The organism is bacterium, assembly GCA_016873475.1.
Classification (GTDB): domain Bacteria; phylum Krumholzibacteriota; class Krumholzibacteriia; order JACNKJ01; family JACNKJ01; genus VGXI01.
The window spans coordinates 1-14,288 of record VGXI01000070.1 but is presented as its reverse complement, the minus strand read 5'-3'; the positions used below and the strand labels follow the sequence as shown (position 1 = coordinate 14,288).

General features: G+C 70.1%; 11 protein-coding genes, 1 pseudogene and 1 riboswitch. Of the genes and pseudogenes, 7 read left to right on the top strand and 5 right to left on the bottom strand.

Annotation, left to right across the window (positions count from 1 at the left end; all coding sequences use genetic code 11):
• From FJ251_07595 to FJ251_07570, 6 genes are all read left to right on the top strand, one after another.
• Nucleotides 1–135, top strand: a 135-nt coding sequence (locus FJ251_07595) for a 4Fe-4S dicluster domain-containing protein (GenBank protein MBM4117598.1), incomplete at its 5' end; no start/stop codon positions are given.
• A complete protein-coding gene (hybB, locus tag FJ251_07590; protein MBM4117597.1) occupies nt 132–1,325 on the top strand; it encodes a Ni/Fe-hydrogenase cytochrome b subunit in 1,194 nt (397 codons plus the stop codon). The genes FJ251_07595 and hybB, both read left to right, overlap by 4 nt.
• Nucleotides 1,322–2,416 (top strand): cytochrome c3 family protein, encoded by a 1,095-nt coding sequence (locus FJ251_07585; protein ID MBM4117596.1) that lies wholly within the window; start codon nt 1,322–1,324, stop codon nt 2,414–2,416. Before hybB ends, FJ251_07585 begins: the two co-directional genes overlap by 4 nt.
• 168 nt (nt 2,417–2,584) lie before the next feature.
• Entirely contained in the window at nt 2,585–4,219 is a 1,635-nt protein-coding gene (locus tag FJ251_07580; protein MBM4117595.1) for a hypothetical protein, read from the top strand.
• A gap of 59 nt (nt 4,220–4,278) precedes the next feature.
• Nucleotides 4,279–4,779: a DUF309 domain-containing protein gene (locus tag FJ251_07575; protein ID MBM4117594.1), complete on the top strand. Its 501-nt coding sequence runs from the start codon at nt 4,279–4,281 to the stop codon at nt 4,777–4,779.
• A gap of 107 nt (nt 4,780–4,886) precedes the next feature.
• On the top strand, nt 4,887–5,942 hold the full coding sequence (locus FJ251_07570) for a mechanosensitive ion channel family protein (protein ID MBM4117593.1): 1,056 nt from the start codon (nt 4,887–4,889) through the stop codon (nt 5,940–5,942).
• A gap of 52 nt (nt 5,943–5,994) precedes the next feature.
• On the opposite strand, the gene FJ251_07565 is transcribed toward FJ251_07570, so the two are convergent.
• From FJ251_07565 to FJ251_07545, 5 genes and pseudogenes are all read right to left on the bottom strand, one after another.
• Nucleotides 5,995–6,234, bottom strand: a complete 240-nt coding sequence (locus tag FJ251_07565) for a helix-turn-helix transcriptional regulator (GenBank protein MBM4117592.1) — start codon at nt 6,232–6,234, stop codon at nt 5,995–5,997.
• Nucleotides 6,231–6,635: a hypothetical protein gene (locus FJ251_07560; protein ID MBM4117591.1), complete on the bottom strand. Its 405-nt coding sequence runs from the start codon at nt 6,633–6,635 to the stop codon at nt 6,231–6,233. The genes FJ251_07565 and FJ251_07560 overlap by 4 nt, the downstream gene beginning before the upstream one ends.
• A 223-nt stretch (nt 6,636–6,858) precedes the next feature.
• A complete protein-coding gene (gene acs / locus FJ251_07555) occupies nt 6,859–8,790 on the bottom strand; it encodes an acetate--CoA ligase (protein ID MBM4117590.1) in 1,932 nt (643 codons plus the stop codon).
• 444 nt (nt 8,791–9,234) lie between these two features.
• Nucleotides 9,235–9,342: pseudogene (locus FJ251_07550) on the bottom strand (TetR/AcrR family transcriptional regulator).
• A 475-nt stretch (nt 9,343–9,817) separates the two neighbouring features.
• Nucleotides 9,818–12,424, bottom strand: a complete 2,607-nt coding sequence (locus FJ251_07545; GenBank protein MBM4117589.1) for a hypothetical protein — start codon at nt 12,422–12,424, stop codon at nt 9,818–9,820.
• Between the two features lie 116 nt (nt 12,425–12,540).
• Nucleotides 12,541–12,631: riboswitch (TPP riboswitch) on the top strand.
• Between the two features lie 81 nt (nt 12,632–12,712).
• On the opposite strand from FJ251_07545, the gene FJ251_07540 reads away from it, so the two are divergent.
• Nucleotides 12,713–14,288: TonB-dependent receptor (locus FJ251_07540; GenBank protein MBM4117588.1), on the top strand; the 1,576-nt coding region annotated here is incomplete at its 3' end.

Below are 14,288 nucleotides of genomic sequence, written 5' to 3'. Positions count from 1 at the left end.
GGGGCGCAGGCGCCGGGCCACTACACCGAACGCGTGCAGCACGCGGTCTTCAAGCACTTCTTCCCGCCCGTCGCGCTCTACTCCCTGCTCGGCGGCATCATGTGGCTCAATCGGCGCGGCGCCGGTGAGGAATGACCAGCCACGCCGCCCGGCCGATCTTCCATCCCCTGCGCACGCGGGGCATGCTGCTCACCCTGGCCGTGATGGCCTTCGGCGCCTATTTCGGCGCCCGCCGTTTCCTCTACGGCATCGGCAGCACGACGAACCTCGATGACCGGTACGCCTGGGGCCTCTGGATCGGCTTCGACGTCGCCACGGGCGTCGCCCTCGCCGCGGGCGGCTTCACGAGCGCCGCGCTCGTCTACGTTTTCGGCAAGGAGCGCTTCCACGCGGCGATCCGACCGGCCCTGCTGACGGCCGCGCTCGGCTACACCTTCGTCGTGCTGGGCCTGCTCGCCGACCTCGGCCGCTACTGGGCGGTCTGGCATCCCATCCTGCCCTCGATGTGGAACGGCAACTCGGTGCTCTTCGAGGTCGGCATCTGCGTGATGCTCTATCTGTCTGTGCTCTACGTGGAGTTCGCGCCGATCGCCCTCGAGCGCCTCGAGCAGGTGCTCCGCCCGGGCAGTCGCGCGCGCCGCTTGGCCGGCGGGCTCAAGCGCTTCCTGGACCGGGTGCTCTTCCTCTTCATCATCGCGGGCATCGTGCTCTCCTGCCTGCACCAGTCCTCGCTGGGCAACCTGATGGTCATCGCACCCAGCAAGATGGACCCGCTCTGGTGGACGCCCCTGCTGCCCCTGCTCTTCCTGCTCTCGGCCTTCGCCGTCGGCCTGCCGATGGTGATCTTCGAGTCGATGCTGGCCTCGCGCGGCTTCGGGCGGTCCCTGGAGATGCACCTGCTCGCACCGCTCGCGCGCATCGCCGCCCCGCTCGTCGCCCTCTACGCCATCTTCAAGATCGGCGATCTCATCCTGCGCGAGGCCTGGGCCGGCGCCTTCACGGCGCGGCCGGTCGCCTATGCGTTCTGGGGCGAGTTGCTCGTCGGGCTCCTGCTCCCGCTCCTCGTCTTCACGCTGCCGGCCCTGCGCCGCCGGCCCGGCTGGCTCTTCGCCGGCGCCGCCGGCATGGTGCTCGGCGTGGCCGTCAACCGCATCAACGTCTTCATCGTCGCCTACCGCCCGCCCTATGCGGACGGCCCCTATCTCCCCTCGCTCGGCGAGTGGGCGGTCTCCGCGGGCCTGGTGGCGACCTTCGTCCTCGTCTACCGCCTCGCCGTCACCTACCTGCCGGTGCTGCCGGCAGGCGAAGAGGGAGGTCACGCATGAACGCCTTCCGCGCGCTCCTCGCGCTGGCGCTCCTGGCGCTGCCCGCCGCCGCCTTCGGCGCGGACTGCATCAAGTGCCACAACTGCGACCAGCCAACGCCAGAGCAGCCCTGCCTCAGCGACTGCCCGCGCACGGGCAATCAGCCGACCTGGTCGGACTTCGCGGCCATGGACCTGCCCGAGACCTGCGTGCTCGACCAGCTCGTGGACCGCTACGAGCCGGTCATCTTCAACCACGCGCAGCACGCGAAGATGTCCGGCATGGGCGGCTCGAGTTGCCGCCTCTGCCACCACGCCAACCAGCAGGGCTGGGTGGGGAACTGCTACGGCTGCCATCCGGCGCATCTGTCGGGGCGCCACGTCGGCGTGCCGGACCTCAAGACGGCCTACCACCGGCAGTGCATGTTCTGCCACAAGGAGTGGAGCGAGGAGACCAGCTGCGAGATCTGCCATGCGCCCCGCGGCACCGCCACGCCGACGGCGATGCCGCCCAAGAAGAAGGAGCAGACGAGCGGTTTCGAGCACCGCGAGGAACCGAAGGTGATCAACTTCAAGACCAGCTACGAGCCGGGCCCCTACGTGGTCTTCGACCACCGGACGCACACGCAGAAGTACGGGCTCAGCTGCTTCGAATGCCACCACAGCGACCAGTGCTCCGCCTGCCACCACAGCAACACCAGCAAGTTCTCGCCGCGACTGCACAACTTCAGCAACGTCAACACCTGCACGAAATGCCACAACGTCGGCCGCTGCAGCACCTGCCATTCCCAGACGGAGGACCGGGTCTTCGATCACGCGCTCACGGGCATGCCCCTGAAGAGCTACCATCAGGAGCTCGCCTGCGACCGCTGCCACGATGAGCGCCGAACCCACGGGCACATGCCGCGCGAGTGCCACGGCTGCCACGGTGACTGGGGCGCCGACGACTTCAACGCGGCAAGCTTCGACCACGCTGGCACGGTGGGTGTCGATCTGCGCGAGTTCCACCTGGGACTCGACTGCGACGATTGCCATCCGGGCAAGGACTACGCGGCGACGCCCGTCTGCCACGACTGCCACGAGGGCGGCATGACGCCGAGCCGGCTGCGCTAGCCCCCGGGCGTCGGCGCGAGCGCTCCTACCCGATCACAGGGACGCGATCCTGCCCTGCGTCCCCGGCGGAACTATTGACCCCGGCCGCCAGGGGGTCCATGCTCGTTCCGGCTTGGCGTTTCTCTCCGCGGGCTGCGCGCGTGGAACCCAGAAAGGACGGAGACAGGAATGAAGGCGATAGCGTTTACGCGATCGATGCTGGTCACGCTCATGCTGCTGGGGATTGCCTGTTCCGACGACGACAAGCCGATGGCTCCCAACGACGAGTCAGCCGTTGGTTCCGTCAGCGGAGTGGTGACGGAGGCGCAGGGCTACGCCCTCGAGGGTGTGACCGTCACCCTCGGCGGGCGCACGGCCCCGACGAACGAGGATGGCTGGTTCGTCTTCACCGACGTGCCGGCCGCCGCCAACGCCGTGCTCGGCCTGGCCATGGAGGGCTACTTCAGCGCCTACCGCCGGGTGGACATCCTCGCTGGCGATACGACCCATCTGCCCAGCGTGGAACTCCTGCCCGTGGCCGAGCAGAACATCGATGCCGCAGCCGGCGGCTCCGCGAGCACCGCCGACGGCGACGGCACGGCCAGCTTCCCGGCCAACGCCCTCGTGACCGCCGCCGGTGCTCCCTACGCGGGCACGGCCTCCGTGCAGCTGGCTGCCGCCTTGCCCGAGGACGACTACTTCTACAATGCCTTCCCGGGCGACTTCGAGGGCGAAGCGGCGGGCGGCGGCACCGTTCCCTTCGTTTCCTACGGGTTCATGGGCGTCGCGCTGCGCGGCGCGGCCGGCGAGGCGCTCTTCCTGGCCAACGGCGCCCAGGCCGAACTCAGCCTGCGGATGCCATCGGGTGCGCTGCGTTTCGCGCAGGCCACGATTCCAATGTGGTACTTCGACCAGGAGCGAGGCGTCTGGGTGGAGGAGGGCGAAGCGACCCTCGTCGGCGACACCTACGTCGGCCAGGTCCAGCAGGTCGGCATCTGGAACTGGGACCTGCCGACGACGGACATCTGCCAGGTCACTGGACAGGTTCAGAACGATGCCGGCCAGCCGGTGGTCGGGGCGCGGGTCTACTCGCAGGGCATCGACTGCGCCTTCGCCGATCAGGTCTACTCCGGCGCGGATGGCAGCTTCAGCGTCCGCGCGATCAAGGAGTGCTCGGCGGCGCTGCAGGCGATCCGGGGGAGCATCGCCAGCCAGTCGGAAACCCTCGCCGTCGGAAGCGAGAACACCCAGGCCCTGCCCAACCCGCTCGTACTCGATTCGCCGGCCTTCTCGATCACCTTGAGCTGGGGGGCGGAACCGGAGGATCTGGACTCCCACCTGCTCATTCCCATGACCTGGAACCCGACCTACGACTTCTACCACATCTGCTACTTCAGCGAGGGCAGCCTGGCCGCGGATCCCTACACCAATCTCAACACCGACGCCACGGACGGCTTCGGCCCCGAAATCGTCTCGGGCACGAAGCTCTACCCCGGCACCTACTCTTATTACGTGCACCACTACGGCGGTCTGACCACGATCGCCGCCTCGCCGACCCGCGTCACCTTGCAGGCGAGCGGCATCTATCGCACCTGGAACGCCAACACCGCCTCCGGCACCTTCCACGACGGTGGCGGCTATGATGACGAGGGCTCCTACTACGAGGACTACTGGCACGTCTTCGATCTCGTCGTCAGCGCGCAGGGCGAGCTCAGCGTCGTCTCCCGCAACCGAGTGGTGGTCGATAGCGGCGAGGGACCCTGGTGGACCGCAGGCGTCACCATCTTCGAGGAGAGCCTCCGCAGCGCCGGCAAGCAGCGCTAGCCGCTCTCGCCGCAGGCAGTCGCAGGAGCCGGGTCGCGGGATCCGGCTCCTTGCCTGCAATGGCCAGGATCGACTCCATGTCGGAACCGGAACGCCACACGGATCGCCCCCTGCCCCCCTACCGGTTCCTCCCCGGCCGGGGCATCCACCCCACGCGCGACCCGGCCGGCCATTCCTACGGGCTGCCGCCGCCGGCGCCGGCCACTCTGAGTGCGGCGGACTGGCGATCCAATGCCGACTTCCTCTACGCCGTGGACCTCTTCAACCACCGCTTCTGGTGGGAAGCCCACGAGGTCTTCGAGGGGCTCTGGCATGCTTCTGGCCGGCGGACGCCGGTGGGACACTGCCTGCAGGCCCTGATCCAGTGCGCGGCGGTCCATTTGCAGGTCGAGCTCAGTCACCGCCGCGGCGCCCAGAGCCTGCTGCGCCGGGCCCGTCGCCATGCCGCCGCCGCGGGCGAGGCGACCCTTGGCCTGGATCTCGCGGCCGTCCTCGCGGACACGGCCGGCTTCGCCGCCGATCCGCAGGGACCCGCCGCCCAGCTGAAGCTGGCGGGTTGAGACCGCTGCCGCGGGCGGCCGCGGGTTCCCCCCGGCGCGACAATGTGCTAAGAAGGCGCGTGGCGGCGCGGAGCGCCCCGACGCGCCGTTAGCCAGGGGGACGCTGCATGGACTGGAATCAGACTGCCGCCGCACTGATCAGCGCAGGCGCCGTCGTCGTGCTGATGCTCCTGCTCGGGCTCGGCCTGCGCCGCTGGCTGCTGGCGCGGCTGGCGCGCCTCGCGCAGGCGACTTCCTCCCACCTGGACGACGTCATCGTCGCCTCGCTCGCCCGTGCCCTCCCGATCTGGCTGCTGCTCGGCGGGCTCTTCATCGCCGCGCGCATCCTGCAGCTGCCGCCGGCCCTGGCCGCGATCGCCACCAAGCTGCTCGTCTCGGCGCTCATCGTCGCGATCACCGTCTGGGCCGCCAACCTGGGCACGGAGTTCCTGAAGGGACCGGGGGGCGCGACGAGCGCCGCCCCCGCCACGGGCGTGGTGCGCTACGCCGTCCGCATCGTGGCCTTCACGGTCGGCGGGCTGGTGCTGCTCAGCAATCTCGGCATCTCGATCACGCCGGTGCTGACGACGCTGGGTATCGGCGGCCTCGCCGTGGCGCTCGCCCTCCAGGACACGCTCTCCAACCTCTTCGCCGGCATGCAGCTGACCCTGGCCGGCAACATCCGCGTCGGCGACATGATCAAGCTGGAGTCGAGCGAAGAGGGCGTCGTCGAGGACATCCACTGGCGGGTGACGCGCATCCAGACGCTGCCGAACAACTTCGTCCTCATCCCGAACAACCGGCTCGCGCAGAGCGTGGTGACGAACTACTCGCGGCCGACGCCGGACCTGTCCGTCATCGTGCCGGTCAGCGTCCACTACGCCAGCGATCTGGAGCGTGTCGAGGCGGTGACGCTCGCCGTCGCGCACGCGGTGCTGCGCACGGCGCCCGGCGGCGTCGCCGATTTCGAGCCGGCGCTGCGCTACACCGGCCTCGGCGAATCGGGCATCCACTTCAATGTCGTCCTGCGCGGGGACGCCTACGCGGACAGCTTCCTGCTCAAGCACGAGTTCATCAGGGGGCTGCTGCGCGCTTACGCCGCCGAGGGAATCGTCATCCCCTACCCCGTGCGGGCACTCAATCTCGAACAGGAGAAGGCGCAATTCGGCCGCGGCGCGTCCTGAGCCGATGGCCGCAGGTCGCAACCAGCGGTCAGGGTCGCCAGCGTCCGGATCTCTAGCGCGGCGGTTGGCGGGTGTCCTCCTCGCCCGCCCAGGTGAAGACAGCTTCGACGGTCGTGGCGAAGATCCGGGCGATGCGAAAGGCTAGCGCCAGGCTCGGCCCGTAGCGACCGGCCTCGAGGGCCAGGATCGTCTGCCGCGAAACGCCGCAGCGCGCAGCCAGCTCCTGCTGGGTCATCTCGCCATGTTCGAAGCGCAAGCGGCGGATGCGATTGCCGATGGGCGGCGGCGTCATCGCGAGAGATCCACGGCCCGCGGGGCGATGAGGAGCAGGACCGCCGCGCGGACGATGAGAAAGGTGGCGCAGGTGCCCACGGCGATCAGCGGCAGCAGATCGATGTCCACCTGGGTCTCGCCACGGAGGAAGCCCGAGAACCACGCGCCCATGCACATCGCGAACACGAAGAGGTACGAAGCGGTGTAGCCGACGACCAACGCGTTACGGGCCAGGTAGCGCTCCCGCTCGTCCGCCACTTCGTGCCGGAAGAGGAAGGGCACCAGGCCGATGGGTGCGAGGATGGCGAAGGCGGCCGGCGCCACCTTCGCGCTCACGGCGATCCGCAAGCCGGCGTAGAGCGCAACGCTCGCGAGCCCGAAGAAAAGCTGGTAGAGGGCGGACTTCTGCTGGGTGGACATGGGAGGTCTCCTCTGGAAGGGGAGGCTTGACGCTAGCAGCTCGCGATCCGAATGTAAAGGATTTCATACATCATGTCTAGCTTTTCTTACCCGGCCCGGCACACGTCCATGGCAACGAAGAGCCCCCGCCGGGATGTGACGGGGGCTCTTCGTTGCCGCGCAAGCGAGCTCGCGGCCGGGTCGCGCGCGTTGTTTCGCGCGCGAGAGGCCGCGAGCGAGCGCCCTAACGCTTCATCTCCGCCAGCAGGTTGTCCACGACGCTCGGATCGGCCAGCGTCGAGGTGTCGCCGATCTGGTCGGGCGTGCCCTCGGCGATCTTGCGCAGGATACGGCGCATGATCTTGCCCGAGCGGGTCTTGGGCAGACCGGGCGCCCAGTGGATCACGTCCGGCGCCGCGATGGGGCCGATCTCCTTGCGCACGTGGCCGACCAGCTCCCTCTTCAGCGCGTCCGTGTACTGCTCGCCCTGGTTCAAGGTCACGTAGGCGTAGATGCCCTGGCCCTTGATCTCGTGCGGGTAGCCAACCACGGCAGCCTCGGCCACCTTCGGGTGGCTGACCAGCGCGCTCTCGACCTCGGCCGTGCCCATGCGGTGGCCGCTGACGTTGATGACGTCGTCCACGCGGCCGGTGATCCAGTAATAGCCGTCCTCGTCGCGGCGGCAGCCGTCGCCGGTCATGTACATGCCCTTGTAGGCCGAGAAGTAGGTCTCGAAGAAGCGCTTGTGGTCGCCGTAGACCGTGCGCATGATGCCCGGCCAGGGCTGCTTGATGCAGAGGTTGCCGCTGCCGGGGCCCTCGATCACCTTGCCCTCGGCGTCCATCAGCACGGGCACGACCCCGAAGAAGGGCAGCGTCGCGCTGCCGGGCTTGAGATCGATCGCGCCGGGCAGCGGGGTGATCAGGATGCCGCCGGTCTCGGTCTGCCACCAAGTGTCGACGATAGGACAGCGTCTTTCACCGATGACATCGTAGTACCAGCGCCAGGCCTCGGGGTTGATCGGCTCGCCCACCGTGCCGAGGATGCGCAGGCTGCTGCGATCGTACTTGCGCGGCCACTCGTCGCCCTCGCGCATGCAGGCGCGGATCGCCGTCGGCGCGGTGTAGAAGATCGTCACCTTGTACTTCTCGACCACCTGCCAGAAGCGGCCGAAGTCGGGGTAGCTCGGGATGCCCTCGAACATGATCGTGTTGGCGCCGTTGGCCAGCGGCCCGTAGACGATGTAGCTGTGCCCCGTCACCCAGCCGATGTCCGCCGTGCACCAGTAGACGTCGCCGTCCTGGTAGTCGAAGACCAGCTCGTGGGTGAGCGCGGCGTAGACCAGGTAGCCGCCCGTCGTGTGCAGCACGCCCTTGGGCTTGCCCGTCGAGCCGCTGGTGTAGAGGATGAAGAGCGGGTCCTCGGCGTCCATCCAGACCGGCGGGCACTCGGCCTCCGCCTTGGCCATCTCCTCGTGCCACCAGACGTCGCGGCCGGCCTTCATGTCCACCGGGTGGTTCGCGCGATTGTAGACGACGCAGGTCTGGATGCTCGGCGTGTTGCGCAGCGCCTCGTCGGCGTTGGCCTTGAGCGGGACGACCTTGGCGCCGCGGTAGCTGGCGTCCGTGGTCACCAGCACCTTGCAGGCGCTGTCGTTGATGCGATCCTTCAGGCTGTCCGCGCTGAAGCCGCCGAAGACGATGCTGTGGATGGCGCCGATGCGCGTGCAGGCGAGCATCGCGATCGCCAGCTCGGGCACCATCGGCATGTAGATGCAGACGCGATCCCCCTTCACGACGCCCTTGGCCTTCAGCACGTTGGCGAACTTCTTCACCTCGGCGAGCAGGCTGGCGTAGGTGTACTTGCGGGCGTCGCCGTTCTCGCCCTCCCAGATGATCGAGGTCTTGTTCCCGTTGCCGGCCTCGACGTGGCGGTCCAGGCAGTTGTAGCTGACGTTGAGCTGGCCGCCGATGAACCACTTGATGTCCGGCGTGTCGAATTCCCACTGCTGGACCTTGTCCCACTTCCTGTGCCAGGTGATGCGCGTGGCCATCTCCGCCCAGAAGCCCTCGGGATCCGCGAGGGAGCGCTTGTACATCGCCTCGTACTGCGCCTTGTTGACGTGCGCCTTCGCGCGCACGGCGGCGGGGACGGGATACAACTTCTCGAGGATCATATCTGCCACGGCTGCGCTCCTCCTGGATCGGGGGTTGGCGGTCCCACCCACGGCCGCCCTGGCGGCAGCGGGGTGCGCGGGACGGAGTGATAAAGAGACCGAGTTGTCAGGATACGGGTCTACGATACGAAGGACGGGCGATTTCCGCCAGGGGACGGGGATGGGGATTCCCGGCTCGGCGCTCGGAAGCCCTGGCCCCGCAGGCTCCGGCCTGCTACTTTAGCTCGGTCGCCCTGCCCGCCACCAGGCCGCGGGACGGCCGCCATCCGTATCGCATTGCAAGAAGGAGACCTACAATGCTCCCCCGCCCCTTGCGCCTCGGCGCCGCTCTCGGCCTCCTCGCCCTGCTGCCCCTGACGGCCGGCCCGGCCCGCGCCGATGGCGACGAGTTCCACGGCAAGGTCGTGGAGACCATGAGCACCGACTCCTACACCTACATCCTCGTCAGCGACGGGAAGCAGGAGGTCTGGGCCGCCGCGCCGCGCTTCGCGGTGGCCGTCGGCGAGGAGGTCGCCTTCTCGATGGCGATGCCGATGCGGGACTTCGAGAGCGAGACCCTCAAGCGCAGCTTCGACGTCGTCTACTTCACGGGCGAGATTCGCAAGCTCGGCGGCGCGGCGGCGGCGCCGAGCCCGCACGCCGCTGCGCCGGCCGCCAAGGCCCCCGGCGCTCCCGCGCCGTCGGCGGCGCCGCTCGAGCGCATCGCTCCGCCCGCCGGCGGCCTGGCCATCGCCACCCTCGTCGCGAAGCCGGCCGACTTCGCCGGCAAGCGCGTCACCGTGCGCGGCAAGGTGGTCAAGTTCAACGCGAACATCCTGGGCAAGAACTGGCTGCACCTGCGCGACGGCAGCGCGCCCGCCGGCGCGGCGGCCGGCGCGGACGACATCACGATCACCACGAGCGGCAGCGCCAATCTCGGCGACATCGTCACGGTGACCGGCCTCGTCGCCACCAACCGCGACTTCGGCTCAGGCTACAGCTACCCCGTGATGATCGAGGAGGCCACGCTCGCGCCCTAGGCCTCGACTCAGGGCGCGAAGTCCTCGCCGGCCCCCACGGCCCGCAGCCAGTCGGAAGTGAAGAGCTCGGCGAGGTAGGCGAAGAGAGGCTGCGAGTCGATCGACAACCCCAGCTCGCGGTTGAGGCGGCTGGCCGTTTCGCTCCCGTTCGCGCTGCCGACGTGAGACCAGTAGGCGCCCCCCGCCTTGACGAGCAGCAGCTTGTTGTGGATCGGCGCCTCGCGCCCCGGCCGGTCGCCGGGCAGGGTGCCGAGCGCGATCCGCAGGTCGAGGCCCTCCTCCTGGGCGAGCGCGTTGATGCGGTCCCGCGTGAGGCGGTTCTTGGCGCCGTCTTCGTCGTCGCCCGCGCCGCTGAGCAGCACGCGCACCCGCGCGCCCCGTCGCGCCGCGGCGAGATAGGCCTCCAGGCGCGGATTGGGCGCCCGCTCCTCGCCGTAGCCCCACCAGGCGCGCTCGTACTGCTGCTGCACGAGCACGAGATCGCCGCGCCCGGCCTCGCGCAGGTGGCCGAGGGTGCCGCGATCCGGACGCAGCGCGTTGTCCGGCGACTGCGAGAGCTCGAAACGCGCCGCTTCGCGCGCGCTGTAGGGCGCCGGGTGCAATGGCTGGTAGCCCGTGCGCTCGCCGCCCGGCCGCGGCGCGCGCTCTTCGAGCCCCGCCCGGGAGACGAAGCGCTGCACGTCGCGCTGGCGGTTCGGGTCGCAGTCGGCTTCCCAGATGGCGATCGCGCGCTCGACGACGCAGGGCGCGTCGGTGATCAGGAAGGCTCCGCGCGCGCCGCTCGTGCCCTCGCTCTTGTCATCGTCGGGCAGGCTGCTCTGGGTGAAGTTGTCGCTGCCGACGAGCAGGCGCCGGCGATCGGCGATGATGAACTTCTGGTGGCAGTGGTTGTAGCGGTCGGGCAGGTCCGCATCCATGCCGGTGTGCCGCGGGTCGTCGCCGTTGCGCCAGAGGAAGACGGCTCCTCGCCCCGCGGGGTGCTCGTCGATGCGCCGCGCGATGGCGCGCACGACATCGTAGGTGCCGCCCCGCGCGCCGAAGACCTCGCCGTCCAGCAGCATCGTCACCCGCACGCCGCGCTCCATGGCAGCCACCAACTCGTCGGCCAGCGCCGCGTGCGTGAACAGGTAGGTCTCGATCTCCAGGCTCTGCCTGGCCGCGCGCAGGAAGTCGCGCACGCCGGCGAAGCTGTTGTCCGGCGAGACGAGGGCCGTCACCTCGGCCGTCTCCTCGCAGCGGGCGGTGTCGAGGAAGCGCGCGCGGTCCCAGCCCGGATAGGCCAGGCTCATGCCGAGCTCGGCGTCGAAGGGGTCGCCGATCCAGTCGGCGGCGCTGTTCGTGTCCAGGCGGCGGCCGCTCTCCAGGCTGCGCTTGCGCCAGAGCACCTGGCCCTCGGCGGCGACGTACTCGTTGAAGCGGAAGGGTTCGGCGGCCCGCCCCGTCCAGCCCGCCTGCGCCTCGGCCCAGCCGGCCTCCCAGACCAGGGCGTCGACGACCCGGCCGCGCTCGTCCAGGAGCAGCAGCTCGTCGCCGCCGTTGTCCAGGACGAGCAGGCTGTCGCCCGGCGTCGGCTGGCGATCCAGCGCGAGATCCGGCGGGAAGCCGAACTCCCAGGTGAAGCGCTCGGCGCTGCGGGCGATGTGGAAGCCGGCACCCGGCTCCAGGCTCAGGCCTGCCGGGAAGCGCCAGACGCCCTCGTTGTCGGTGATCGTCCAGCCGTCGAGACGCTGCTTGCGGCTCCCCGCGTTGACCACCGCGAAGGACTCGCCGCCCTCGCCCTCGCCCGGGCCGGCAGGGTCGTAGCATACCTCGTCGAGCAGGAGGCTCGCGCGCGGCTGCTTTCCCCAGAGGCCGCCGACCTTGGGCTCGCTCGTGCGGCCCCGAAACGCCTGCTCGCGCGCCGGGGGCCGCTCGCCGCGGGCGGCGCCCTCGATGCGCAGCCAGTCCTCGCGGGAGCGCGGGCGGAGATTCCAGTGCTCGCCGCGGCGAGCGAAGATGCCGCGCAGGCCCGGCAGGCGATCGCCCTCGCGCAGGGCGGGGTGCTGGCCGTCGTTCAGCTCGACGCCCAGACTGTCGCCACCCTGGGCGATGAGGGCCAGCCAGGGCACGCCGTTGTCGTCGCGGCGGATCCGCGCCACCTCGCACTCGCCGAGCTCGACCAGGCGATCGGCCCAGAGGCCGGGCTCGACGATCAGCTCGCCGAGGCGCACGGCCCAGCTCTTCTGGTGGCGGACTCCCGCTTCGCGCAGGGGCAGCAGGTCGCGCAGCGGGTCGGCCACCGCGAGCGCCGCGCCGGCCGGCTCCACGCGCAGCGTGCCGGTCACCCGCAGGAGATCGCCCAGCTCGGCCGTGTGCTCGCCGCTCGTCACGCGCAGGCCGGGCAGCGGGCGACCCTCGGGATCGGCGAGGTAGAGATCGCGCCAGAAGTCGCCGACGAGCACGCCCTCGAGGGTGAGTCGGCGGCCTTCCCAGGCGCGGGCGTCCAGCGCGAGCCCCGCCTGCAGCTCGGACCACTCGGTGAGGGCGGGCTCCGCGCCGCGGGCGGGACCGCTCGCAGCGGCGAGGCCGAGGCCGAGGACGAGGGCGAGAAGACGGAGCGCTGGGCGCCCTGGCATTGCGCACCTCCCGGCGGTGGTTGACGGCACCGCGGGCACTCTAGCCTGCCGGCCGGGTGGCGACAAGGGGGCGGCTCCCTTGACAGGGGCGGGGCGCGCGCCTAGGATGGTCGCGCAAGATCCGTTGGGGGTGGCCACCGGCCTGAGATCAAACCCCTCGAACCTGATCCGGGTCACACCGGCGTAGGGAAACGGGCGCTGATCGCATGTGCGGGGCACTCGCTCGGGTGCCCCGTTTTCTGTGCGCGATCTTGCGACGGCGCCGCTGCCAGCCACTGGAGGCTTTCGATGTCCGCAGTCGCCCACCGCCTGGCGGCCCTCGTCGTCGCCGGCGCCTTCGTGTTCGTCGCCCTCGCCGCGGGCGCGGTGCCGGCCGGCACGGCCGCGCTCAGCGGCCGTCTGATCGACGCCGAGACCGGCGCGCCGGTGCAGGCGGCCGAGCTCTCCCTGCCCGATCTCGGGCAGCGCGCGAGCAGCGACACCGAGGGCGCCTTCGCCTTTGCCGCGCTGCCCGCGGAGCCCTTCACGCTGGTCGTCAGCCATCTCGGCTACGAGGCGCGGGTCCTCGTCGTCGATCCCGCCGCCCAGGGCGAGACCCCGCTCGTCCTCAGGCTGCGGCCGATCTACTACCGCGGCGAGAAGGTGGTGGTCAGCGCCTCGCGCTACGGCCCCGAGCTGCACCTGACGCAGACGAACCTGACCGGCGAGCAGATCGCCGCGCGCGCCGCCGAGAAGGACCTGCCGCTGTTGCTCGAGTCGACGCCGGGCGTCTACGCCACGAGCGACGCGGGCAACGGCGTCGGCTACACCGCCCTCAAGCTGCGCGGCTTCGACCAGAAGCGCATCGGCGTGATGATCAACGGCATTCCCCTCAACGACCCCGAGGACCACCAGGTCTACTGGGTGGACATGCCGGACCTCGCGGCTTCCCTGGCGGACGTGCAGATCCAGCGCGGCGTCACCAACTCGCTAGGCGGCATGAGCGCCATCGCCGGCTCCGTGAACCTGGTGACCGAAGTGCTCGGGGACGAGCGCGGCGGCCGCCTGCAGCTCGCCGGCGGCAGCTTCGGCACCGCGCGCCAGAGCCTCGCCTGGCAGAGCGGCCTGCTCGGCGGGCGCTTCGCGATGGGCGCGCGCATCAGCCACCTCGCCAGCGACGGCTACCGCGAGCGCTCGGGCAGCGATCAGTGGGGCGTCTTCTGGAGTGGGCGCTACCTGACGCCGGCCAGCTCGACGCAGGTGAACATCTACTCGGGTCGCGAGCGGACCCACCAGGCCTGGTATGGGCTCAGCGAGCGCGCGCTGATCGAGAACCGCCGCGGCAACCCCGAGACCTACGCCAACGCGGTGGACGACTTCCGCCAGCCGCACTACGAACTGCACCACCGCTGGACCCTGCGCGAGAACCTCGAGTGGGCGAGCAGCCTCTACTGGATCCATGGCGAGGGCTTCTACGAGAACTTCAAGGCCGACGCCGACCCGGTCGCCTTCGGGCTCGACACGGCGCTGGGCGTGCCCGATTCCGTGCCGCGCGATCTCGTCCGCCGCAAGTGGGTGGACAAGGATCAGCGCGGGCTCCTCCGCCGCGTCACCTGGACCAAGGGGCCGAGCCGGCTGATCCTGGGCGGCGACGCCTACGACTTCCAGTCGCGGCACTGGGGCGACCTCCAGTTCGTCGAGGGCTTCGCCAGCGACGCGGCGGTCTTCCTGCCCCCCTACCACGAGTACACGGGCGACAAGTCGGTCTGGTCGGTCTACGCGAACGAGCAGTTCGCGCTCGGCTGGGGTCTGAGCGCCCTCGTCGACCTCCACTTCCAGCACAAGCAGTACGACTTCTTCCAGCAGGCCACGGGCAACTTCCCCC

Bases quoted from the DNA above. Each gene is read 5' to 3' on its own strand.
- FJ251_07575 (MBM4117594.1), top strand. From the start codon at position 4,279: ATGGCCAGGATCGACTCCATGTCGGAACCGGAACGCCACACGGATCGC.
- hybB (MBM4117597.1), top strand. From the start codon at position 132: ATGACCAGCCACGCCGCCCGGCCGATCTTCCATCCCCTGCGCACGCGG.
- FJ251_07585 (MBM4117596.1), top strand. From the start codon at position 1,322: ATGAACGCCTTCCGCGCGCTCCTCGCGCTGGCGCTCCTGGCGCTGCCC.
- acs (MBM4117590.1), bottom strand. From the start codon at position 8,790: ATGATCCTCGAGAAGTTGTATCCCGTCCCCGCCGCCGTGCGCGCGAAG.
- FJ251_07560 (MBM4117591.1), bottom strand. From the start codon at position 6,635: ATGTCCACCCAGCAGAAGTCCGCCCTCTACCAGCTTTTCTTCGGGCTC.
- FJ251_07565 (MBM4117592.1), bottom strand. From the start codon at position 6,234: ATGACGCCGCCGCCCATCGGCAATCGCATCCGCCGCTTGCGCTTCGAA.
- FJ251_07570 (MBM4117593.1), top strand. From the start codon at position 4,887: ATGGACTGGAATCAGACTGCCGCCGCACTGATCAGCGCAGGCGCCGTC.
- FJ251_07580 (MBM4117595.1), top strand. From the start codon at position 2,585: ATGAAGGCGATAGCGTTTACGCGATCGATGCTGGTCACGCTCATGCTG.
- FJ251_07545 (MBM4117589.1), bottom strand. From the start codon at position 12,424: ATGCCAGGGCGCCCAGCGCTCCGTCTTCTCGCCCTCGTCCTCGGCCTC.